This window comes from Micromonospora sp. II, from assembly GCF_001709195.1.
In the GTDB taxonomy this organism is placed as follows: Bacteria; Actinomycetota; Actinomycetes; order Mycobacteriales; family Micromonosporaceae; genus Micromonospora; species Micromonospora chalcea.
On sequence record NZ_LYXF01000015.1, the window covers coordinates 1 to 22,280 of the forward strand.

Consider the following 22,280-nt stretch of genomic DNA (forward strand, 5'->3'; position numbering starts at 1 on the left):
ACCACCGGCCAGCTCAGCACGCTCAGGGACAGGATGACCAGGCCCATGATCGTCCACTCGCCGTTGTCGGTGCCGGAGCCGTTGAACGTGGTCAGGATGACGATCGAGCCGAGCACGAACGGCAGGCCGAAGAAGATGTCCGCGACACGGGACAGCAGCGCGTCCACCCAGCCGCCGCGGTAGCCGGCGATGATGCCCATCGTGCCGCCGACGAGCAGCGTCAGGACGGTGGAGACCACTGCCACCACGATCGAGGCGCGGGCGCCGTAGATGACCCGGGCGTAGACGTCGCGGCCCTGCACGTCGTAGCCGAACCAGGCGGCCGACGACGGCTCGACCCGGCTGCGGTCCAGCGAGCCGTTGACCGCGTCGCCGGAGGTGAACAGCCACGGGAAGGCCGCCATCACGAGGAAGATCAGGATGATCGTCGCCGAGATCCAGAACAGCGGCTTGCGGCGCAGGTCGATCCAGGCGTCACCGAGCAGGCCACGCGGCTTGTTCTGCTTCGCGCTCTCCGGCAGGCCCGCGTTGGTGGGCGCGCCCGACCCCGCCTCGGTGGGCATGGTCGCGGGCGGCGTCGACACGATCGACGCGGTATTCGGGTCACTCATGCCCGTACCTCGCTGCGCTCGGCGCGGGCGTGGTTACCCGCGCAGACTGCTGGGACGTTTCGTACGCTGCGGCCGTCACTCATAGCGGATCCTCGGGTCGAGGGCGGCGTAGAGCAGGTCCACCACCAGGTTCATGATGAGATAGACGAGCACCAACACCACGACGATGCCGACAACGGTAGCGCTCTCCTTGGTGACGATCGAGCGGAGCACCTGACGGCCGATGCCGTTGATGCCGAAGATGCCCTCCGTCACGATCGCGCCACCCATCAGCGCGCCGAGGTCGGTGCCGAGCAGGGTGACCACCGGGATGAGCGAGTTGCGCAGCAGGTGCACGCCGACCACGCGGCGCATCGGGAGGCCCTTGGCGATCGCGGTGCGGACGTAGTCGGCACGCCGGTTCTCGGCGATGCTCGTACGCGCCACCCGGGCGATGTACGCCATCGATGCGCTTCCGAGCACGAAGCCCGGCACGATCAGTTCACTGAACCGCATCTCGTTGGACACGGTCGGGTTGATGATGCCCCACTTCACGCCGAGCAGCCACTGCAGCACGAAGCCGATGACGAAGACCGGGAGGGCGATCAGGAAGAGGGTGGAGACCAGGACCAGGTTGTCCAGGAAGCCGTTGCGCCGCAGGCCGGTGAGGATGCCGGCGCCGAGACCGATCACGGCCTCGATGGCGAGGGCGACCACCGCCAGCTTCAGGGTGTTCGGGTACGACGTGGCGATGATGTCGCTGATCTCGCGACCGCCGAACGTGATACCGAAGTCACCCTGCAGAAGGTTCTTCATGTAGCTGGCGTACTGCACCCAGATCGACTCGTCGAGGTTGTACTTCTCGGTCATCATGGCGCGGTAGTTCGGCGGGCAACCGCGGTCGCCGCACTTGCCGGCGAAGGGGTCACCGGGCACTGACCAGACGAGCCAGTAGATCAGGAACGTCGTACCGATGAACACCGGCACGAGTTGCAGCAGCCGTCTCAAGAGATAACGGCCCATGGGGTGGTCCTCCAGACAGGGAGCGCCGGGGCGGGCCGGCGCGGCGGCGACAACGTTGCGAGGGGTTCGTTGTACACCCCCTCGCGGAACGGCCCCGGGTCGGGCTCACCGGTAGGCGAGCCCGACCCGGGGTCAGAGCGTTCGGATCAGAGCTCGACCGAGGTGATGTCGAGCTCGCCGACGTTGGTCAGCTCGAGCTTCTTGATCTTCTCCGAGTGGCCGGACTGCTGGCCACCGAAGTAGATCGGCATCGACGGAACGTCCTGGTCGATCAGCTTGACGGCCTCAGCGAACTTCTTGTGGGCCTCCTCGATGCTGGGGGCCGCGGTGGCCTCCTTGGCGAGGGCGTCCACCTGCGGGTTGCTGTACTTGCCGTCGTTCGAGGAACCACCGGTGACGTAGAGCGGGTTGATCCAGTTCTCCACGTCCGGGTAGTCCTGCTGCCAGCCGGCCCGGTACGCGCCGGTCATCTTGTAGGCGTTGATGTTGGCGCGGAAGACCGCGAAGGTCGGCACGCCGACGGCGACCGCGTCGATGCCCAGGTTGGTCTTGATCTGCTGGGCGACGGCCTCCATCCACTCCTTGTGGCTGGCGTCCGCGTTGTACGACAGGGTCAGCTTGCCCTGGAAGCCACCGGACTCGGCGTAGAGCTTCTTGGCCTCGGCCACGTCGAACTTGCAGGCGGTGCAGTTGCCCGGCTCGGCGCCCGGGGTCAGCGGGTTGGCCCAGCTGTCGGCCGGCTTACGGGTACCGAAGAAGATCTTGTCGGTGATCGCCTGCCGGTCGATGGACAGCGAGATCGCCTTGCGCAGCTTCGGGTTCTGGAAGCGCTTGTCGTAGATCGGGAAGGCGATGATGCCGGTCGACGGGGTGGTCGAGGACATGGCCCGCTCGGCCAGGTCGGTCTTCCACTTGTCACCGGCCAGCGCGGAGACCGGAACCTGCTGCTGGAAGTCCAGGTTGCCGGCGAGCAGGTCGTTGTAGGCCGCCGTGTCGTCCTGGTAGATCTTGACGGTGACGTCCTTGATCTTCATCTTGTCGCGCAGGCTGTAGTCGTCGAAGCGGGTCAGCTTGATCTCGACGTCGTCCTGCCAGGAGACGAGCTTGACCGGGCCGTTACCGATCGGCTTCTTGCCGAACTCCGCCGGGGTGGTGGAGAAGAAGGCGTCCGGCAGCGGCACGAAGGCGCTGTAGCCGAGCTTGGTCGGGAACACGGCGGTCGGCGCGTTCAGCGTGACCTCGAAGTTCCAGTCGTCGACGACCTTGAGGCCGGACATGTCCTTGGCCTTGGGCTCCGGGGCCTTCTGCGGGCCGTCCGGGCCGTCCGGGTCCTCGGTGTAGACCTCGTCGAAGCCCTGGATGTCGGAGAAGAAGGAGGCGTTCTGCGCGCCGTTCGGGCCGTACGCCGCCCAGTTCCAGGCCTTGACGAAGCTCTCGGCCTTGACGGTGGTGCCGTCGTGGAACTTGGTGTTCTGCTTGATCTTGATCTTGAAGACCTTCGAGTCGCTCGTCTCGATCGACTCGGCGAGCAGGTTCTGCGGCGCCCCACCGTTGTTGGGGTACTCGACCAGACCGCTCCACATCCAGTCGATGATCGCGCCGCCACCGGTCTCGGTGGTGTTCGCCGGAACCAGGGGGTTCTCCGGCTGGGTACCGTCGATGACGATCGCGCCGTCCGAGCTGGCGCCGGCGTCGCCACCGTCGTTGTTCCCGCTGGAGCAGCCGGACGCGACGAGCGCGAATGCCGCGCCCACCGCGAGCGCGCCGCTCGCCCGCTTCGAGACTCTCATTCCGAGGGGCCTCCTCTTTCTTAACCTGGTTCCGTCGTGGGTTTCACGCACGTTTGGGGGTGACACCACCGGCGACCCGGACAAGCCGGACGTCGGTTTACCGCAGAGGATTTCGGGACACCCCAGGGGTACCGATCCGCCGGGCGCCACACCTTGGACGTGGGCACCGCGCAGGGTCGACAACCACGCGGCGACGCTGGTGGCGGCGTCCACGTGGTCGGCAGGCCCGACGAGATGCCTCACACCGGGGGGTGAGGTGCTGCCACTGTGACACCCACCGGCCCTTTCCGTGAAGGTGCCGTTATCAAGACGTTAGTTGCCCGCCACGTTGCCGATACTTGAGAAAAGATCACAAAGCGTACGGACGATAGGGCCCTGAACAGGCAAGACGGGCACATGGAGGTTGACGGGCATCCCTGCCGCCCGCATGCGCTGTGACGTGGACCGCGCCCGCTCCGGGCCCGTCAACGGGCGCACGGCTGCGGCTTTTTTGTCCGTCCGGGGGATACCGACGTCGACTGTGCGGACAACAACGACCCCCCGGGGGGACGATGCCTCCCAGGGGGTCGCCGAGCGACGTGGGCTCAGACCAGGCGGCGGTCGGCAGCCCAGCGGGACAGCTCGTACCGGTTCGACATCTGGAGCTTGCGCAGGACGTTGGAGACGTGCGTCTCGACCGTCTTGATCGAGATGTACAGCTCCTTGGCGATCTCCTTGTAGGCGTACCCGCGGGCGAGCAGCCGGAGCACCTCGCGCTCCCGGTTGGTGAGCTGGTCCAGCTCGGGGTCGGCCACCGGCGCGTCCGGCCGGGACGCGAACGCGTCAAGCACGAACCCGGCCAGCCGGGGGCTGAACACGGCGTCCCCGTCGGCCACCCGGCGGATCGCGTCGGTCAGCTCCTCCGGGGAGATCGTCTTGGTGACGTAGCCCCGCGCGCCGGCCCGGATCAGCCCGATCACGTCCTCGGCGGCGTCGGACACGCTCAGCGCGAGGAACCGCACCTGCGGGTGGGTACGCCGCATCGCCTCCAGCACCGCGCGGCCGCCGCCGTCGGGCATGTGCACGTCGAGCAGCACCACGTCCGGCGCGGTGGCCGCGATCCGGGTCACCGCCTCGGCCACCGAGCTGGCCTCGCCGACCACCTCGACCCGCGCGCCCAGCTCGGCGCGCACGCCGGCCCGGAACATCGCGTGGTCGTCAACGAGGAAGACCCGCAGCGGCCCGCGCGGCGCCGTGCCCTCGACCGGTTCCTGCTCGGACATGTCACCTGTCCCTTTCCGCCGTGGAGCCGGAGCCGCTGATCGGCAGGATCAGCCGGACCTCGGTCCCTTCTCCCGGCTCGGACCGGATCTCCGCCCGGCCGCCGTGCCGCTTCATCCGCCCGATGATCGATCCTCGGACGCCGTGCCGGTGATTCTCCACCGTATCCGGGTCGAAGCCCTTGCCCCGGTCCCGGACGAAGACGCTCACCTGCTCCGGCTCCACCTCGGCGTAGAGCGACACGGTCTGCACACCGGCGTGCCGGGCCGCGTTGACCAGGGCCTCCCGGGCGGCGGCCACGAGCGCGCCGACCCGCTCGTCGGTCTCCCGGTCGCCGACGACCACCGCCTCGACAGTGATGGCGAACGTGTCCTCCACCTCGGCGGCGGCCTGCTCCAGCGCGGCCGCGAACCGCTCGGTCGGCGAGGCGGTCGGCTTGTAGAGCCAGTTGCGCAGCGAGCGCTCCTGGCCACGGGCCAGCCGCTGCACCGTCTTGACGTCGCTGGCGTTGCGCTGGATCAGGGCCAGCGTGTGCAGCACCTGGTCGTGGACCATGGCGGCCAGCTCGGCCCGCTCCTGCTCGCGGATGCGTCCCTCCCGCTCCGAGCGGAGCTGGTTCCAGGTCCGCCAGAGCACTGGGCCGGTCACCACGCCGACGCCGGCCAGCCCGACCAGCGCGAAGATCACGCCGTTGAGCACCGCGTCGAAGTTCTGCGCCGGCGAGTAGACGGCCGCCACGCCGATGATGCCGACCGCGACGAGCACGCCGCCGCCGATGAAGCGCAGCACGAACGCGCGCCGGTCGGTCTCCTCCACCACCGCGCCCAGCCAGGGCACCGCCGCGTCGCCCCACTGCCGGCGCCGCTCCGGCCCGGACTGGTGCCAGATGACGCCCGCGCCGACCGCGATGATCGCCACCAGCCAGCCGGCGGTGCCGGCCGCGCCCACCGAGTTGAAGGCGAAGACCTGCAACAGCAGTACGCCCAGCCCGATCGCCACGAACGGCAGCAGCTGGGTCAGGTCACGGCGCGGCGGGACGGCGGTGTCGCCGGGGCGGGGTGGCACCACCGCCCAGAAGGCGGCGTACAGCAGCAGCCCGAGGCCGCTGAGCCCGAGCAGGACCATGAACGCCATCCGCACCCGCAGCACCGGGATGCCCAGGTGCTCGGCGATGCCCGCGGCCACCCCGGCGGCCAGCCGGTGCTCGGTGGCCCGGTAGAGGCGCGGGGCGTGCGGGGCAGGGGTGCTGCTGATCGGAAACTCCCAGGTCGAGATGGAGAGGGCGGCGGCGCCGACGCTCAGATCGTCACACGGCGGCGACGTCCCGGACCACGGGGACGCCCCGGACTTTCGCCACCGGCGGATCTCAGGGTGGGGTCAGGGTCGGGTCCTGAGGCAGTCCGGGCGGCCGGGCAAGCAGTATCGGAGGCATGACCGAGGACGCTGCCCGTCCGCCCCGCCCCTGGGCGGCAGCACAGGACGCCCCGCCGCCGCCCCCACCGGGGTCGGCGCCCCCCACCGACCACGCGACCACGCCGCCCGGCGGCGAGCCGTTCACCGGCCCGCCACCCGGGGGGTACGCCCCGCCGCCGGGTGCCGCCGGCTTCACCACCCGGTACGGGCTGGTGCGCCCTCGCGAAGGCCGCTACCTGGCCGGGGTGTGCGCCGCCATCGGCCGGGCCACGAACACCGACCCGGTGCTGTGGCGCGTGCTGCTGGCCGTGCTCGGCTTCTTCGGTGGCATCGGCATCATCGTGTACGTCGCCGGCTGGCTGATCATCCCCGGCGAGGGCGACACCGCTTCCCCGGTGGAGGCCATGCTCGGCCGCGGCCGGTCCAGCATGTCCCCGATCACCGTGATCGTGCTCGGCATCGTGGTGGCGCTCGGCTTCGCCTACGTCGTCACCGACGGGTTCCGGGCCATCCTGCTGGGCGCGGTGATCCTGATCGGCGGCGCGCTGCTGCTCAACCGCGAGCAGCGCGGCCCGGGGCAGCGGCCGGCTCAGCCGGCTCAGCCGGCACCGCCGCCCGGCCCGGTGCCGGGTCCGGTGCCGCCGGTGGCCTGGCCCGCGCCGCCGGCCCCCGGCACGTGGACCGCGGGGGCCGCCGGGCCGCCGTGGACCGCCGCGCCGCCGGTCGGTACCACGCCACCGGTACGCCCCGAAGCAGCGTCGTACGCCGCCCACGCCGAGCCCGGCTACCCGCCGGCCGGCCGCACCGAGCCGGGCTATCCCCCGGCGCCCGCCTCCGAGCCCGGCTACCAACCGGCGTCCCCGTCCGGCCCGGGCCACCCGGCGACGCCGGGACGCGAGCCGGGCCTGCCGGAGGCCGGGACGAGCTACCCGACGCTCCCGGCGCCGGGCTGGCCCGCCGCGGCCGGCACCCGGCCGGGCTGGTCCGAGCCGACGACCGCCGCGATGCCCCCGGTGAGCGGTCCGGTCGCGGACACCGCCACCTGGCCGGCCTACGGCGCGGCGCCCTCCTGGCCGGGTGCGCCGGGCACCGGCGCCCCGCTGGGTGAGCCGGCCGCCGTGCCGCCCCCCGCGCCGGTGGGCGCGCCGCTGCCGCCCGGCGGATACCGCCCGCCGTTCGCCCCGCACGGCCCGTACGCCGGGTCGCCGCCCTCGCCACCGCCGGGCCGGCCGCCGCGACCGCCGAAGCGGCCCAAGGAGCGGTCCCCGCTCGGCGCGATCACGTTCTCGCTGATCTTCCTGGCGCTGGGCGTGGTGGCCATGCTCGACCTGCTCGACGTCTTCCCGGTCGGCGCCGCCGGCTACTTCGCCGCGGTGCTCGCCACCATCGGCCTCGGCCTGCTCGTGGGCACCTGGTTCGGCCGGGCCCGCTGGCTCATCGCCCTCGGCCTGGTGACCGCGGCGGCGCTCGGCATCGCCACCGTCGCCGAGTCCTACGACCGGGTGCGCGGCATCGACGGCAACGTCACCTGGGCGCCGACCGACCTGCGCGACCTGGCCGACCGGTACGAGAACAACCTCGGTGACGCCGTACTCGACCTGCGTGGGATCAACTTCGACAAGCAGGACGTGCAGGTGACCCTCGACGTGAACCTCGGCAACGCCACAGTGGTCGTACCGCCGGACGTGGACGTGACAACCGTCGCCGAGGTGAACGCCGGTGACGCCTCGGTCTTCGGCAAGCGCAGCGGCGGGCTCGGCAACCGCCAGTGGGAGAGCACCGACACCGGCGCCGACGGCCCCGGCGGGGGCAAGCTGCGCCTCTACATCCACGTGAACGCCGGCAAGCTGGAGGTGACCCGATGAAGGCGCACCGCACCGACATCGTGTCGTTCGCTTTCGGACTCGTCTTCCTCGGCCTGTCCGTCTGGTGGCTGCTGGCCCGCATCCTCGGGCTGTCCGTACCTCCGGTCGGCTGGTTCCTGGCCGGCGGCCTGGTCCTGATCGGGTTGCTCGGGCTGATCGGCGCGCTGCGCTCGGGGCGGGCCGCGGAGCAGCCCGCGCCGCCGGAGGCGACGGTCTCCGCGCCGTACCGGGACGACAGCCCGGCCGGCGACGGCGAGACGACGTCCGACGTGGCCGACGAGTGGGCCACCGAGGCGACGACCGACGACGCGGGGCCCGCCACCCGCGAGATGCCGGCGGTGGACCCGCCGGCGGACGAGACACGCGAGGAACGGCGTACGCCGGGCGACCCGGCCTGACCGCGCCACTGCGGGGCCCTCGGAACGCGGCCTATGCTGGTCGGCGGAGATCTCGCCTCCGCCGGCCGGCCCGCGCACCCGACCACGCCGGAGCCGCCGGTCGGGACGCCGGAGAGCCGCCGCCCGTCCGTCCGCTACCTCGTCAGGAGCCCGCCCGACATGACCCAGTCCCCCGCCGTGCGCGTCACCGGTCCCTCCGGTGCGGTCCGCATCGGCGAGCGCGCCGCCCGCACGCTCGTCAGCGAGTTCGCCCGGCGTAACGACCCGAAGGCCGGCCTGCTGGTCGGCGCGACTCCGGAGTCCGCGGTGCTGGCCGCGGCGATCGAGGCGCTGCTACCCGGCGACCGGCTCACAGTGGTGCCGGCGGAGGGCGCCGCGGCGGCCGCGCTGCGGGAGCACGTCACCGCGCAGGGCCGTTGGGTCGCCGACCGGGTACGGGTGGTCGACACCCTCGCCGAGGCGGACGCCGCCGCCGTGGTGGTCGTCGCCGAGCCGTTCACCGGCACCGCCGAGCAGGCGCGTGCCGCTGTGGACGGGCTGACGAAATACCTGGCCGACGGCGCGGTGCTGAGCGTCGCCGCGCCGCTGTTCCGCACCGAGGGCGCGGACGGCGAACTGGACCGGCAGGGCGTGCTGCACGGCGTACGCACCGACCTGGTGCTGCGCAACACCCCGCCGGTACGCGTGCACCACCTGCGGTTCACCCCGGCGCCGGTCGCGCTCGCGGCCTCGCTGTCCCCGGCGTACCGGCCGTCGAGCGTGCCGCTGACCCGGGGCATGCACATCGACTCGAACGGGGTGGCCGCCGCCGGCATCACGCTCGGCCTGGCCGCCCTGGCCCGGGCCGCCCGCCCGAAGTCGAAGCTCTGGCTGCTGCCGACGCTGGCCGCCGCGCCGGTGGCCGCGTTCTTCCGGGACCCGGAGCGGGACGTGCCGGAGGACCCGTCGGCAGTGGTCGCCTCGGCGGACGGCCAGGTGCTCTCCGTGCAGCGCCTGCAGGACGAGCGCTTCGGCGACGGCGAGTGGCTGCGGATCGCGGTGTTCCTGTCCGTGCTGGACGTGCACGTCAACCGCGCCCCGGTGGCCGGCAAGGTGGTCGACTACTTCGTCGCCGACGGCGGGTTCGTCAACGCCATGAAGCCTGATGCCGAGCACAACGTGGCGGCGTACACGGTGCTGGACACCGACCACGGCACCGTGGTCGTGGCGCAGCGCACCGGGCTGATCGCCCGCCGGATCGTGCAGCGGGCGCCGGTCGGTTCGCTGCTGGCCCGGGGTGAGCGCTTCGGCCTGATCCGGTTCGGTTCGCGTACCGACGTCTACCTGCCGGCCGACGCGGCGGACCCGCTGGTCGGTCCGGGCGACAAGGTGGTCGGCGGCGCGACGGTGATCGCCCGCTGGCGCTGAACGCCGGACACGAAGAAGGGGCGCCGCTGCGGCGGCGCCCCTTCTGTCGTTCTCGGATCAGGCGGTACGGCGCTGGTGCAGCCAGAGCAGCGGCCCGCTGACCAGGTAGCCCACCACCACGAGGGCGAACGTGAGCCGGATGTCGACGAGCGCGCCGATCACCGGGGCCAGCCAGAGCCACGGCGGCAGCTTCAGCAGCCGGGCGAGCTTGGCGTACGGGAAGCTCGACACCATGGCGAAGGCGAGCAGCGCCACGCCGGCCACCATCACCAGGCCGGGGACCGGCACGCCGATGGCCACGGTCAGGGCCAGCACTGCCGCCGCCATGGTGGTCGGCACACCGCAGAAGAAGCGGCCGTCCTTCGGCGAGACGTTGAACCGGGCGAGCCGGATCGCCGCGCAGGCGGCGACGAGCGCGCAGGAGACCGCGGCGGCCGCCGGGGGCACCGAACCGGCCAGCGAGGCGTAGACCACCACCGGCGCGGCGAGGCCGAAGGAGCACATGTCGGCGAGCGAGTCCATCTGCGCGCCGAACGGGCTGGCCACGCCGAGCTTGCGGGCCAGCGCGCCGTCGAGGCCGTCGAACGCGACGCACGCGATCAGGCAGATCGCGGCGATCTGCACGTCACCGCGCATGGCCAGGAAGATGGCCAGCATGCCGAGCATGAGGCTGCTCAGCGTGCACGCGTTGACGAGCGCGAACTTGACCCGGCGGGCGGCGGTGCGCTCACCCGGCAGGAGCGGGATCGACATCGCCGATGACTCGTCGTCGACCGGGGCGGCCGGGGCGAGCGCCGGGCTGACCGGGCGTACCACCTCGATGTCGGTGTCGAGCCGGCCGTAGCGGAGACGCTGGCGGTCTGCGTAACGGTGGTCGGGGGTGACCAGGTCGGTCCCCGGAACGGCCGCGCCGTCCCGGCGGCCCACCCGGACCAGCAGCACCTGGCGGGCGAACGTGCTGCTGCGGCGCAACCGGCCCGCCCAGCGACGCCCTGCGGGGCGCGGACTGTCAGTCGTACGACGCCGGCGCCATGGGGCTCTCGGCACGTTTCCTCCATCACCGGATCGGCTGGCCGCCCTCGACGGGGCGGGTGTCCGGCTGTCTCGTGCCGGACCTTTCGGGTCCGGCAGCCCTTTTGCGGAGTACACCATTGCACAGGGAACAGGGGCTTGGCGATAGCTGCCGGCGGTACTTATATCTCCCTTAACCGCACGAACCGCTCAATCATTCCCATCTCGGGCTTCAACGTCCGTTTTTGTCGGCCAACCCTTCCTTCCGACTGTACCGGAGGTCACCCAGGGCGGCTCGGCGAGCGATTCACCTCACCCGCTGCCCGGTGGCGCGGGCCGCCACATCGGTCATCGACAGGCCGCCGACCTGCTCCGGCGCGAACCAGGCCGCCCGGGCGGTGGAGCCACCGGCCAGCTCGGTCACCACCGCCTCGGTCGGCGCGTCCACGCGTACCCGGTAGATCACCCGGATGCCGTGCCAGTCCAGCGGCCGGCCCTCCGGGCCGAGCGCGGCCGGGTTGTGCAGGTTGTCCACCGCCATCAGGTCGACCACCCGGCCCAGCTGTCCGGCCTCCTCGACCAGCTCACGCAGCAGCCCGGTGGCCGGCTGCTCGCCGTGGTCGGTGCCGCCGCCGGGCAGGTGCCAGCGGCCCGCGCCCGGGTAGCCGTCGGCGATCATGGTGAGCAGCACCCGGTCGGCCGGATCGGTGACCAGCCCGTACGCGGCGAAGCGCTGCCGTCGGTCGACGGCCGGCCCGGCCGGGTCGACGGGCAGCCCGCGGGGCATGTCGGCCGGCAGCGGAGTCACCGGCAGGCCGAGCAGCTCGGCGGTGAACACCATCAGCGGGAGGCTCGCCGCCTCCTGCGGGGTGAACCAGCCCACCTCGTCGGTGCCGCCGGCGGGCTCGGGTCGCAGCCGCCCGCCGCGCGCCTCGACGTCGAAGATCAGCCGGTCGGTGTGCATCGCGACGTTCTCGGCGCGGAACGCGGTCACGTCGGCGACGGCGGCCCGGATCGCGCCGGGCGCGACGGTCAGCCCGGTCTCCTCGGCGAACTCGCGGACCACCGCGTCGGCCGGGTGTTCCGCGTGCTCGACGCCACCGCCGGGCAGCTGCCACACCCCCGGGTACGGGCACTTCGCCGAGCCACGCGCCAGCAGCACCCGCCCCTCGGAGTCCCGCAGCATCCCGTACGCCCCGACCCGCCGCTGCTGCTCCACCCGCACCACTCCCCCGCACCCGAGCGCCCCACTCCGTCGATCATGAGGTTAGCGGTACCGGCGCGGACATTTCCCGCCGTCAACTTCATGATCGCCGGAGTGGGGCGCGGGTGTGAGCGGGGTGGATCTAGAGGAGGTGGGCGGCCTGGACCGCCTCGGCGGTCACCTCGGTGAGGCGATCGGTGGGCAGAGCGCCCAGCTCCTCGCGGCGGAACCAGCGGGCCTCGCAGGTGGAGCCGCCGACGTCGGCCACCGTGGGCGGCGCCGGCTGGTCCACGACCACGCGGTAGAAGGCGCGTACGCCGTGCCAGTCGATCGGGTAGCCCTCCGGGCCGAGCGAGGCCGCGTCCCGGTGGCTGGCCACGCCGAGCAGCTCGACCAGGCGGCCGGTCTGCCCGGTCTCCTCGACCAGCTCCCGGATCAGCGCCGCGCCCGGCTGCTCGCCGTAGTCGGTGCCGCCGCCGGGCAGGTGCCAGCAGCCGGCGCCCGGGTAGCCGTCGGACACCCGGGTCAGCAGCACGCGCTCCTCCGGGTCGGTCACCACCGCGTACGCGGCGAAGCGCTGCGCCCGGTGCAGCCCGTCCGGGCCGGGTACGGCGTAGAACGAGGGGAACTCGGGCACCTCCTCCGGCACGATGTCGGCGCTGGAGGTGGGCAGGCCCAGGGCGCGCGCGGTGAACGACCGCAGCGGCAGCTCCCGGGCCTCATCGAGGGTGAACCAGCGGGCCAGGTCGGTGGGGCGGTCGACCCGCTCGGTGAGCGTCCCGCCGCGTACCGAGACGGTGTAGAGGAGGCGGTCGGTGTGGATCGTGATGCGCCGCTCGGGCAGCGCCCGCATGTCGGCGAGCACGTCCTGAAGGCCGGCGACCGCTACCGAGAGCCCGGTCTCGGCCGCGGTCTCCCGGACGACTGTGTGCTTGGGGTCCTCACCGTGGTCGACCGCTCCTCCGGGGAGCGACCAGGTGCCGGGGGTGCCGGAGCGCTCCGATGCGCGGACCAGCAACACTCGGCCGTTTGAATCAGCACAAACTGCGTATGCCGCGATCCTGCGAAGCGGCTCCAGCGAGGTGGTCACGGGGTCAAATTCTCCCCGGAGCGGGTTACCGGGATCGAAAAGAGTCAGATTCCTGACTCTTCGCTGGCGTCTCAGGGATGCGTCAGGGTAGGGCTCCGGGCGGTCACCGAGGTCGTCCGCCGCGACGCGCGGGACCGTGGAGACATGACCTCTCCGAATCCCTCCCACGCCCCGTACAAGCAGCTCCGCCGCCCGGTCAGCGACCGCATGATCGCCGGCGTGGCGAGCGGCCTCGGCCGCTACTTCGCCGCCGACCCCACACTGATCCGGGTGATCTTCGCGACCGCCACGGTGCTCACCGGCGGGCTCGCCGCGCTCGCGTACCCGATCATGTGGTTCCTGATGCCCGAGGAGCCGGCCGGCGCGCCCGCCTGGCCGCACCCGCCGGGCACCGCGCCCGGGTGGCCGCCGGTCCCGCCGGCCGGGCCGGACGCCGGACCGCCGCCCGCGGCCTGAGCGGCGTCACTCCCACTCGATGGTGCCCGGCGGCTTGCTCGTCACGTCCAGGACCACGCGGTTGACCTCGGCGACCTCGTTGGTGATCCGGGTGGAGATCCGGGCCACCACGTCGTAGGGCAGCCGGGACCAGTCGGCGGTCATCGCGTCCTCGCTGGAGACCGGGCGCAGCACCACCGGGTGACCGTAGGTGCGCCCGTCACCCTGCACCCCGACGCTGCGGACGTCGGCCAGCAGCACCACCGGGAACTGCCAGACGCCCCGGTCCAGGCCGGCAGTGGTCAGCTCCTGCCGGGCGATCAGGTCGGCCTTGCGGAGCACGGCGAGACGCTCCTCGTCGACCGCGCCGATGATCCGGATGGCCAGGCCCGGGCCGGGGAACGGGTGCCGCCAGATCATCGCCTCGGGCAGGCCCAGCTCCAGGCCGATCGTGCGAACCTCGTCCTTGAACAGCGTGCGCAGCGGCTCGACCAGCGAGAACTTCAGGTCCTCGGGGAGGCCGCCGACGTTGTGGTGACTCTTGATGTTGGCGGTGCCGGTGCCGCCGCCGGACTCCACCACGTCCGGGTAGAGCGTGCCCTGCACCAGGTATTCCACGTCGCCGTGCGCCRCGATCTCCCGGGCGGCGGCCTCGAAGACCCGGATGAACTCCCGGCCGATGATCTTGCGCTTCTGCTCCGGGTCGGTCACCCCGGCCAGCGCGCCGAGGAACCGCTCCCGGGCGTCGACCACCTTCAGCTTGATGCCGGTGGCGGCGACGTAGTCCTTCTCGACCTGCTCGGCCTCACCGGCCCGCAGCAGGCCGTGGTCCACGAACACGCAGGTGAGCTGGTCGCCCACGGCACGGTGCACGAGCGCCGCGGCGACCGCCGAGTCGACGCCGCCGGAGAGGCCGCAGATGACCTCCTTGTCGCCGATCTGCTCGCGGATCCGGGCGACCTGCTCGTCGATGATGTTCGACGGCGTCCACGTCGGTTCGATGCCGGCGATGTCGTACAGGAAGCGGGTGAGCATCTCCTGGCCGTGCGCGGTGTGCCCGACCTCCGGGTGGAACTGCACACCGGCGCGGCGGCCGGCCAGGTCCTCGAACGCGGCGACCGGGGCGCCCGCCGACTCGGCGGTGACGGTGAAGCCCTCCGGCGCCTCGGTGACGCAGTCGCCGTGGCTCATCCAGACCGGCAGGTCGGCCGGGAGGTCGCGCAGCAGCACGCCGGGCTCGGTCAGGCGCGGGCGCAGCGGGGTGCCGCCGTACTCGCGGTTGCCGGTGCGCGCGACGGTGCCACCGAGCGCCTGGGCCATGGCCTGGAAGCCGTAACAGATGCCGAAGACCGGCACGTCGGCGGTGAACACGCCGGCGTCGATCTGCGGCGCGTCCGGCGCGTACACGCTGGCCGGACCGCCGGACAGGATGATCGCGGCGGGGTTCTTCGCCAGCATCTCGGACACCGGCATGGAATGCGGGACGATCTCCGAGTAGACCTTCGCCTCGCGGACACGGCGCGCGATGAGCTGGGCGTACTGGGCTCCGAAGTCCACCACGAGGACGGGGCGAGGCGTGCTCATGTGCGCAAAGCCTACCGACAGTCACCGGGCGCGCGGACGCGCCCCGGCGGTGTGGCGGGGTGAATGTGTTAACAGGGGCCCCTTCCTCTACCGGAGGCGTTAAGAAGGGGCCCTTCCTTTCACCGCAGGGCGGCGGGGGCGTGCGCGGGGACGGCGGGCCGCCGCGGCGGGACCGGCGCGACCCGGGTGTACGCCGACCCGAGCGCCGGGCGCGGGTCCGCCTCGCCCTTGTTCGGCCAGTACGACATGGCCCGCTCGGCCTGCGCGGTGATCGTCAGCGACGGGTTGACGCCCAGGTTCGCCGAGACCGCCGCGCCGTCCACCACGTGCAGCCCCGGGTGGCCGTACACCCGGTGCCAGGGGTCGATGACGCCCTCGTCCGGGGAGGCGCCGATGACCGCGCCGCCGAGGATGTGCGCGGTGACCGGGATGTTGAACGGCTCGGTGACCGCCCCGCCCGGGGTGCCGCCGATCTCCTCGGCGAGCAGCCGGGCCGCCGTGTTGCCGGCCGGGATCCAGGTCGGGTTGGGCGCGCCGTGGCCGGGGCCGGAGACCAGCCGGCCCCGGCGGTAGCGGGTGGTCAGCGAGTTGTCGACCGACTGCATGACGAGCGCGATCACGGTGCGCTCGGACCAGCGGCGTACCGACAGCATCCGCGCCGCCAGCAGGGGCTGCCGGACGATGCTGCCCAGCCAGCGCCGGGCGCGGCGGGGACCGCCGTCTACCAGCAAGGACTGGAGCAGGCCCATCGCGTTGGAGCCCTTGCCGTACCGGACCGGCTCGATGTGGGTCTGCGGGTCGGGGTGGAACGAGCTGGTGATCGCCACCCCCTCGGTGAAGTCGAGGCCGCGCTTCCGGGCCGCGCCGGGCGCCACCGAGGCGCCGAGGATGGCCTCGGAGTTGGTGCGGGTCAGCTCGCCGAGGCGGGGCGAGAGCGCCGGCAGCGCGCCGGTCGCCATCATCTCGTGCAGCAGCCGCTGGGTGCCGAGCGCGCCGGCCGCGAAGACGACCTGGTCGGCGTGGATCACCTCGCGCCGCTTGCGCAGCCACGCGCCGGTGCGTTCGGTGTGCACCGCGTACCCGCCGGCCGGGTCGGGGCGCACGGCGGTGACGGTGGTCAGCGGGTGCACCTGCACGCCGAGCCGCTCGGCCAGCCAGAGGTAGTTCTTCACCAGCGTGTTCTTGGCGCCGTGCCGGCAGCCCGTCATACAGGACCCGCAGTGGCTGCACCCGGTGCGGTCCGGCCCGGCCCCGCCGAAGTACGGGTCGGCCACCCGCTCGCCCGGCCGCCCGATGTGCACGCCGACCGGCGTCGGGTGGTAGGTGTGCGCCACCCCCATCCGCTCGGCCACCGCGCGGACGGCCCGGTCCGCGCGGGTGTCGATCGGGTACGTGGTGACGCCGAGCATCCGCTTGGCCTGGTCGTAGTGGCGGGCCAGCTCGTCGCGCCAGTCGGTGATGTCGCGCCACTGCGGGTCGGCGTAGAACGCGTCGAGCGGCTCGTAGAGCGTGTTCGCGTAGACGAGCGAGCCGCCGCCCACCCCGGCGCCGGAGAGCACGAGCACGCCGCCGCCGGCCTTGCGGTCGGCCGAGCGCAGCAGCGTGATCCGCTGGAGCCCGAAGCAGCCGAGCCGGGGCGCCCAGAGGAACCGTCGCGCCCGCCAGGACGTACGCGGGAACTCGTCGTCGGCGAAGCGCCGCCCGGCCTCCAGGACGCCGACCGAGTAACCCTTCTCGGCCAGCCGCAGCGCGGTGACGCTGCCGCCGAACCCGGACCCGATGACGACCACGTCGTAGCGCATGGACGCATCATTACCGACGAGTAGCTATAGCGCCAACGAGACCTTTTCGCACATCATGCAGAGCGCTCGATCGCCGGGATTCCCACCACTGCAACCTCTGGGCCCTCCTGGCGCGTCGAATCACACGGGGAGGCACGAACGTGACGAGACGACGCCTGCTGGGCCTGGCCGCGCTGGTGGCCGCGCTGCTGGTCGCCACCGGAGCGGTGGTGACCACCCGGCTGGTGGCGAACCGTCCGGCCGCCCCGGCCGCCGGCCCGAGCACCACGCCACCGGCCTCGCCGACGCCCGCCCCGACCACCGCCAGCCCGACACCGCCGCCCGGCGCCGACCTGAAAGGCCCGCTCAACCTGCTGCTCGTCGGCGTCGACACCCGGGTCAGCATCCCCGGCTGGGAGCCGCACGCCGACGCGGTGCTGCTGCTGCACGTACCCGCCGGGCTGGACCGGGCGTACCTGTTCTCGCTCCCCCGCGACCTGGTGGTGGACATCCCCGCCTACCCGAAGGCGCGCTACCCGGGCGGCCGGACCAAGCTCACCCACGCGATGAGCTACGGCAGCCGGGTGCCGGGCGACAAGGGCAACCCCAGCACCGCCCAGGGGTACGAGCTGCTGCGCACCACCGTCTCCCGCTACACCGGGCTGCGCATCGACGCCGGCGCGGTGATCACGTTCGGCGGCTTCGACAAGCTGGTGGACACGCTCGGTGGGGTCGACCTCTACGTGGACCAGCGGGTCGAGTCCCGGCACCGCCGCCCCGACGGCACCATGCGGACGCTGACCGGCGGCGGCTACACCGGGCCGCAGATGGTCTACGAGAAGGGCACCCGCCACCTGACCGGCTGGCAGGCGCTGGACTACGCGCGGCAGCGCTACACCGCGGGCGGCGACTACACCCGGCAGCGGCACCAGCAGCAACTGCTCCGGGCGCTGGCCCGCAAGATCGTCGACCAGGGCACCGCGCGCGACCCGCAGCGGGTCGAGCAGGTGGTCGCCGCGCTCGGCAAGACCCTGGTGTACGCCGGAGGCGGCCGCAACCTGGTCGACTTCGCGTACGCCCTCGGTGGCCTGCCCGCCGACCGGCTCACGCTCGTCGTGCTGCCCGGCGCCGGGGTGAGCAGCGGCGGCGCGTACCGGGGCGAGCAGCTCAAGCCGCTGGGCCGCGACTTCCTCACCGCGCTGCGCGACGGGCGGGCCGACGCCTTCCTGACCGCCCACCCGTCGCTGCGCGTCAAGAACTGAGGACCTACAGCGGTTTCGGGGCGGGCGGGCGCTCGGTGCCGTACAGCCACGGGTCGAAGACCTTCGCCAGCTTCTTGCCCGAGACCCGCTCGGCCAGCGCGACGAAGTCGGCTGTGGTGGCGTTGCCGTTCTTCCGCTCCGCCGCCCAGGTACGCAGGACGGTGAAGAACGCGGTGTCGCCCACCGCCACCCGCAGCGCGTGCACAGTCATCCCGCCCCGGTCGTAGACCGAGCGGCTGAACAGGTTCTCCACCCCCGGCTTGCCCGGCGGYGTCCGCCACACCTGCGAGCCGGCGTTCGCGTACTTCTGCTCGAACGTGCGCTGCACTGTGGTCGAGCCGCTGTGCTCGGCCCACAGCCACTCGGCGTACGTGGCCAGCCCCTCGTTGAGCCAGATGTCCTGCCAGCGCTGGATCGACACGCTGTTGCCGTACCACTGGTGGGCCAGCTCGTGCGCGACCACGCCGGTGTTGTCGCCCTGCCGGAAGAAGCTGGCCGAGTAGACCGGACGGCTCTGCGTCTCCAGCGCGTACCGGATCCGGTCGTCGTCGATCACCACGCCGCCGTACGAGTCGAACGGGTACGGCCCGAAGACGCTCTCCAGGTAGTCGGCGACCTCGACGGTACGCGCGATCGACCGGTCCGGGGCGCCCTGGGGCAGCTGGGTGGTGACCGCGCTGTACACCGGCCGCCCCTTGTGCTCGCCGGTGGTGACCCGGAACTTCCCGATCGCCACGGTGGTCAGGTAGCTGGCCGCCGGCGCGCCCTCCGACCATTTCCAGGTGGTCCAGTCGCCGCTTGTCGACTTCCCCTTCGGCACGCCGTTGGAGACCGCCGTCAGTCCCTTCGGGACGGTGATCTCGAAGTCGTAGGTCGCCTTGTCCGACGGGTGGTCGTTCACCGGGAACCAGGTGCTCGCCGACTCCGGCTGACCGAGCGCGATCGCCCCGTCCGAGGTGTGCAGCCAGCCGCCCTCGCCCAGCGACTCGGTACGCAGCGGCTCCGGCCGCCCGTCGTACCGGATCTCGGCGGTGAACCCGTTGCCGGAGGTCAGCCCGGTGGCCGGGGTGACCACCAGTTCGTTGCCGGTACGGCTGTGCCGGGCGGCGGCGCCGTCCACAGTCACCGAGCGGACGGTCAGCCCGGCCAGGTCCAGGTTGAACGCGGACAGGTCGGCGGTCGCGGTGGCCCGCATCGTGGTGGTGCCGCTGAGCTTGTCCGTCTCCGGGTCGTAGCGCACCTTCACGGTGTAGTGCGCGACGTCGTAGCCACCGTTGCCGTAGCTCGGGAAGTAGGGGTCGCCCGCGCCGGCCGCGCCCGCCGCGAAGCTGCGCGTGGCCGCTGGGCCGGCAGTGGTGGGAGACGCCGGTCCCGGGTCCGGCTCGGCCGAGCCGCAGCCGGCCACCAGCAGCGTCGTGCAGGCCAGCAGCCCGAGCCGTCGTCGTCCGCCGCGCCGCGTCATCGCCTCGATCCCTCCGGGGTCCCGAACAGCGGCCCCGCCCACGGGCCGCTCCGCCCGCGGCAGCCTACCCAGCGGCGGTCACGCCCACGTCACGGCAGTCCCGGTGGCGTCGCGCCGACCAGCCAGGCGTCCAGCAGCGTCCGCAACGGCCGCCCCGACGTGCGTTCGGCGTACCCGACGAAGTCGGCGGTGGTGACGTTGCCGTTGCGGTGCTGCGCCAGCCAGCCGCGCAGCACCCGGTAGAACGTCTCGTCGCCGACCGCGCGGCGCAGCGCGTGCACCGCGAGCGCGCCCCGCTGGTAGACCGCGTCGCCGAACATCCCGGACCGGCCCGGGTCGACAGTGGGCTTCGACCAGTCGGTGTCCGCGTACCGCTCGGCGACTGTCTGCGCCACCGTCCGGCCGCCGTCGTGCTCGGCCCAGAGCCATTCGGCGTACGTGGCGAAGCCCTCGTTGAGCCAGATGTCGCTCCACCGGGCCACCGATACGCTGTCGCCGAACCACTGGTGGGCCAGCTCGTGCGCGACCACTTCGGTGTTCGGGCGGTCGCCCCGGAAGAAGCCCGGCCCGTAGACCGGCCGGCTCTGCGTCTCCAGCGCGTACCGGATGCGCTCGTCGGCCACCACGATCCCGCCGTACGCCTCGAACGGGTACGGGCCGAAACGCTCGGCCAGGAAGTCGGCGATCTCGCCGGTGCGGGCCACCGACGCAGCGGCCGGCCCGTCCGCGGGCAGCGCCTCGGCGACGGCGGTGACCAGCGGCTTGCCCGCGTGCGTCCCGGTGCTGACCCGGTAGTCGCCGATCACCAGCGTGCTCAGGTAGCTGGCCATCGGCGCGCGCTCCGACCAGCGCCAGGTGGTCCATCCGCCGCTTGAGGTCTTGCCCTCCGGCACGCCGTTCGCGAGCGCGGCGAGCCCGTCCGGCACGGTGATCGTGAAGTCGTAGGTCGCCTTGTCCGACGGGTGGTCGTTGACCGGGTACCAGGTGCTCGCCGACTCCGGCTGGCCGAGCGCGATCGCGCCGTCCGGTGTGGCGTGGAAGCCGCCGTCGCCGAGTTCGGCGTTCGGCAGCGGTTGCGGCACCCCGCCGTACGTCACCTCGACGGTGAGCCGCTTTCCCGACGGCAGCCCGCGCGGCGGGGTGACGATCAGCTCGGCGCCGTCGTGGCGGTGCTCGGCCGCCTCCCCGTCCACCCGGACCCGCTCGACGTCCAGCCCGGCCAGGTCGAGCTGGAACCGGGACAGCGCACGGGTGGTGGTGGCGGTCAGCGTGGCGGTGCCGGCGAGCCTGTCGCCGGCCGGGTCGTAGCGCACGTCGAGCGCGTAGTGGCCCACGTCGTAGCCGCCGTTGCCGGCCCCCGGCACGTACGGGTCACCGGCGTCCGCCGCGCCCGGCCGGAACCCGTTGTCGTCGCCGCCCGTGCATCCGCTCACCGCGAGCGCCGCCGCCAGCCCTGCCGCCCAGATCCGCCCCCGTCTCACCCGGCGAGCCTAGACGCGCGACGGCGCGGGCGGGGCCGGAACACGTCCGGGCCGCCGCCCGCGCCGTCATGCGGTGCTCAGCCGGTGCTCAGCGGTCGAGGACCAGCCCGACCTTCTGGAACTCCTTGAGGTCGCGGTAGCCGCACTTGGCCATCGCGCGGCGCAGGCCGCCGAAGAGGTTGAGCTGGCCGTCCGGCTCGTCGGCCGGGCCGAACAGCAGCTTCTCCATCGAGCCGAGCGGCTCGCCGGCCACCTCGAACGCGCCCCGGGGCAGCGACGGGTGGCTGGCCGCGGAGTGCCACCAGGCGCCACCGGCCGGCGCCTCCTCGCAGAGCGACAGCGGCTCGCCGAGCATCACCGCGTCCGCGCCGCAGCCGAGCGCCTTGGCGATGTCGCCGGAGGTCTGCATGTCGCCGTCGGCGATCAGGTGCACGTACCGGCCGCCGGTCTCGTCCAGGTAGTCGCGGCGAGCAGCGGCGGCGTCGGCGATCGCGGTGGCCATCGGCACCCGGATGCCGAGCACCGACTCGGTGGTCGACCAGTCGTCGCCGCCGATGCCCACGATCACACCGGCCGCGCCGGTACGCATCAGGTGCAGCGCGGTCTTGTAGTCGGTGCAGCCGCCGACGATGACCGGCAGGTCGAGGTCGGCGATGAACTCCTTGAGGTTCAGCGGCTCGTCGGTGGTGGAGACGTGCTCGGCCGAGACGAGCGTGCCCTGGATGACCAGGATGTCCACGCCGGCGTCGAGGATCACCGGGGCCAGCGCGAGCGTGTGCTGCGGCGAGACCCGCACCGCCACCGTGCCGCCGCCCTCGCGCAGCTCGCGTACCCGCTCGGCGATCAGGTCGGGCCGGATCGGCTCGGCGTAGACCTCCTGGAGGCGCTTGGTCGCCCGCGCGTCCTCGCCGAGACCGGCCAGTTCCTCCAGCACCTTGGCCGGGTTCTCGTACCGGGTCCAGAGGCCCTCGACGTTGAGCACGCCGAGGCCGCCGAGCTGGCCCAGCCGGACCGCCGAGGCGGGGCTCATGGTCGCGTCCGAGGGGTGGCCGACGCAGGGGATGCCGAACTGGTACGCGTCGAGCTGCCACGCCGTGGAGACGTCGTCGACGTCCCGGGTGCGGCGGCTCGGCACGATGGCGATGTCGTCCAGGTGGTAGCCGCGCTGCGCGGTCTTGCCCAGCCCGATCTCGACCACGTCACGCATGAGGGACTCCAGGTGGT

At 72.7% G+C, this 22,280-nt stretch carries 17 protein-coding genes and 1 pseudogene; 5 read left to right on the plus strand and 13 right to left on the minus strand.

Going from position 1 to position 22,280, the window contains the following annotated elements; translation table 11 throughout:
• The 5 genes and pseudogenes from A8711_RS08770 to A8711_RS08790 form a co-directional block, all read right to left on the minus strand.
• Positions 1 to 611 (minus strand): annotated as a pseudogene (locus A8711_RS08770) (ABC transporter permease); the annotation flags it as partial.
• A 75-nt stretch (positions 612 to 686) separates the two neighbouring features.
• A complete protein-coding gene (locus tag A8711_RS08775; RefSeq protein ID WP_013288523.1) occupies positions 687 to 1,613 on the minus strand; it encodes an ABC transporter permease in 927 nt (308 codons plus the stop codon).
• A 146-nt stretch (positions 1,614 to 1,759) separates the two neighbouring features.
• Positions 1,760 to 3,403 carry an ABC transporter substrate-binding protein gene (locus A8711_RS08780; protein ID WP_064446567.1) on the minus strand — a complete coding sequence of 548 codons (1,644 nt, stop codon included), beginning with the start codon at positions 3,401 to 3,403 and terminating at the stop codon, positions 1,760 to 1,762.
• 584 nt (positions 3,404 to 3,987) lie between these two features.
• Positions 3,988 to 4,665 (minus strand): response regulator transcription factor, encoded by a 678-nt coding sequence (locus A8711_RS08785; protein WP_030501521.1) that lies wholly within the window; start codon positions 4,663 to 4,665, stop codon positions 3,988 to 3,990.
• Position 4,666: 1 nt separating this feature from the next.
• On the minus strand, positions 4,667 to 5,938 hold the full coding sequence (locus A8711_RS08790) for an ATP-binding protein (protein ID WP_082930979.1): 1,272 nt from the start codon (positions 5,936 to 5,938) through the stop codon (positions 4,667 to 4,669).
• Positions 5,939 to 6,093: 155 nt separating this feature from the next.
• On the opposite strand from A8711_RS08790, the gene A8711_RS08795 reads away from it, so the two are divergent.
• The 3 genes from A8711_RS08795 to A8711_RS08805 all read left to right on the plus strand — a co-directional run bounded on the left by A8711_RS08795 (position 6,094) and on the right by A8711_RS08805 (position 9,746).
• Positions 6,094 to 7,941, plus strand: coding sequence for a PspC domain-containing protein (locus tag A8711_RS08795; protein ID WP_069087930.1), 1,848 nt, complete (start codon positions 6,094 to 6,096; stop codon positions 7,939 to 7,941).
• Positions 7,938 to 8,339 (plus strand): hypothetical protein, encoded by a 402-nt coding sequence (locus tag A8711_RS08800; protein WP_043328346.1) that lies wholly within the window; start codon positions 7,938 to 7,940, stop codon positions 8,337 to 8,339. The genes A8711_RS08795 and A8711_RS08800 overlap by 4 nt, the downstream gene beginning before the upstream one ends.
• A 159-nt stretch (positions 8,340 to 8,498) precedes the next feature.
• The gene (locus A8711_RS08805) at positions 8,499 to 9,746 is read left to right on the plus strand and encodes a phosphatidylserine decarboxylase (protein WP_069087963.1); all 1,248 of its coding nucleotides are present in this window, start codon (positions 8,499 to 8,501) and stop codon (positions 9,744 to 9,746) included.
• Positions 9,747 to 9,803: 57 nt separating this feature from the next.
• Here A8711_RS08805 and A8711_RS08810 read toward each other — a convergent pair whose 3' ends face one another.
• The 3 genes from A8711_RS08810 to A8711_RS08820 form a co-directional block, all read right to left on the minus strand.
• Entirely contained in the window at positions 9,804 to 10,718 is a 915-nt protein-coding gene (locus A8711_RS08810; RefSeq protein ID WP_043328345.1) for a phosphatidylcholine/phosphatidylserine synthase, read from the minus strand.
• 346 nt (positions 10,719 to 11,064) lie between these two features.
• Complete coding sequence (locus A8711_RS08815) at positions 11,065 to 11,976, minus strand: NUDIX hydrolase (RefSeq protein WP_069087964.1); 912 nt, start codon at positions 11,974 to 11,976, stop codon at positions 11,065 to 11,067.
• A gap of 127 nt (positions 11,977 to 12,103) precedes the next feature.
• Entirely contained in the window at positions 12,104 to 13,051 is a 948-nt protein-coding gene (locus A8711_RS08820) for an NUDIX domain-containing protein (protein ID WP_069087931.1), read from the minus strand.
• Between the two features lie 144 nt (positions 13,052 to 13,195).
• Between A8711_RS08820 and A8711_RS08825 the strand changes: the two genes are divergently transcribed.
• On the plus strand, positions 13,196 to 13,507 hold the full coding sequence (locus tag A8711_RS08825) for a PspC domain-containing protein (protein ID WP_069087932.1): 312 nt from the start codon (positions 13,196 to 13,198) through the stop codon (positions 13,505 to 13,507).
• A gap of 6 nt (positions 13,508 to 13,513) precedes the next feature.
• On the opposite strand, the gene guaA is transcribed toward A8711_RS08825, so the two are convergent.
• Both guaA and A8711_RS08835 read right to left on the minus strand, forming a co-directional pair.
• Positions 13,514 to 15,070 carry a glutamine-hydrolyzing GMP synthase gene (gene guaA / locus A8711_RS08830; protein ID WP_069087933.1) on the minus strand — a complete coding sequence of 519 codons (1,557 nt, stop codon included), beginning with the start codon at positions 15,068 to 15,070 and terminating at the stop codon, positions 13,514 to 13,516.
• A 119-nt stretch (positions 15,071 to 15,189) separates the two neighbouring features.
• Positions 15,190 to 16,872 (minus strand): FAD-dependent oxidoreductase, encoded by a 1,683-nt coding sequence (locus tag A8711_RS08835; RefSeq protein WP_069087934.1) that lies wholly within the window; start codon positions 16,870 to 16,872, stop codon positions 15,190 to 15,192.
• Positions 16,873 to 17,012: 140 nt separating this feature from the next.
• Here A8711_RS08835 and A8711_RS08840 point away from each other — a divergent pair, with 140 nt between their 5' ends.
• The gene (locus tag A8711_RS08840) at positions 17,013 to 18,113 is read left to right on the plus strand and encodes an LCP family protein (RefSeq protein ID WP_043328340.1); all 1,101 of its coding nucleotides are present in this window, start codon (positions 17,013 to 17,015) and stop codon (positions 18,111 to 18,113) included.
• A 4-nt stretch (positions 18,114 to 18,117) separates the two neighbouring features.
• Here the strand turns inward: A8711_RS08840 and A8711_RS08845 are convergent, their stop codons facing one another.
• From A8711_RS08845 to A8711_RS08855, 3 genes are all read right to left on the minus strand, one after another.
• Positions 18,118 to 19,575, minus strand: a complete 1,458-nt coding sequence (locus A8711_RS08845) for a M1 family metallopeptidase (RefSeq protein WP_069087935.1) — start codon at positions 19,573 to 19,575, stop codon at positions 18,118 to 18,120.
• Positions 19,576 to 19,664: 89 nt separating this feature from the next.
• Entirely contained in the window at positions 19,665 to 21,056 is a 1,392-nt protein-coding gene (locus tag A8711_RS08850; RefSeq protein WP_069087936.1) for a M1 family metallopeptidase, read from the minus strand.
• An 88-nt stretch (positions 21,057 to 21,144) separates the two neighbouring features.
• Entirely contained in the window at positions 21,145 to 22,263 is a 1,119-nt protein-coding gene (locus A8711_RS08855; protein ID WP_043328337.1) for a GuaB3 family IMP dehydrogenase-related protein, read from the minus strand.
• Between the last annotated feature and the right edge of the window lie 17 nt (positions 22,264 to 22,280).